Below are 506 nucleotides of genomic sequence, written 5' to 3'. Positions count from 1 at the left end.
GCTTCAACATTTTTCATAAAAGTCACTGCTTCTTGTGAAAGTGACGGAACCTCTACTTTTAACTGTTCACGCTCCCGCGTAAAACTATCCATATGTGTCTCATAAGAATTCTTATAAAAGGATTGAAGCGCTCTCATAGTAGAGACAGCAAGAGGAACATTGTAAAGCGCTTCTTTTCGTTCTTTTCCTGTAGATTTGAGTTTATCGATTAAACGATCTGATCCACGCAGCTCACCAGCTCTCTCTGGAGACTTAGCTAGAATATCAGGAAGTTTATCGCCTTTACCCGCTAAAATTGTTTGCTCAATCCTAAGCGCAGCCTCTTGCGGATCTTTATAAATAGATGCTAAACGACAGTTTAATTTTTTAAACATATCAACATAAGATTTTTTATTTCTAAGAGCGCTTAGCACCTTCTGTTCTAGATTAGAGTTATCCGTATAAGCAGCAAGGTATGGTTCTCGTTCTGTTGCTTTTGATGCAACATTCAACTCTTTTTGTGATTG

General features: G+C 37.9%; 1 pseudogene. It reads right to left on the bottom strand.

Going from position 1 to position 506, the window contains the following annotated elements:
* Window positions 1-506: pseudogene (locus tag ACFIK6_RS10340) on the bottom strand (hypothetical protein); the annotation flags it as partial.

The sequence above is a fragment of the Bartonella sp. AS69XJJH genome (genome assembly GCF_042195585.1).
GTDB lineage: Bacteria > Pseudomonadota > Alphaproteobacteria > Rhizobiales > Rhizobiaceae > Bartonella.
Note: the sequence above shows the minus strand (reverse complement) of the source record. Positions and strands in the feature narration are given on the sequence as shown.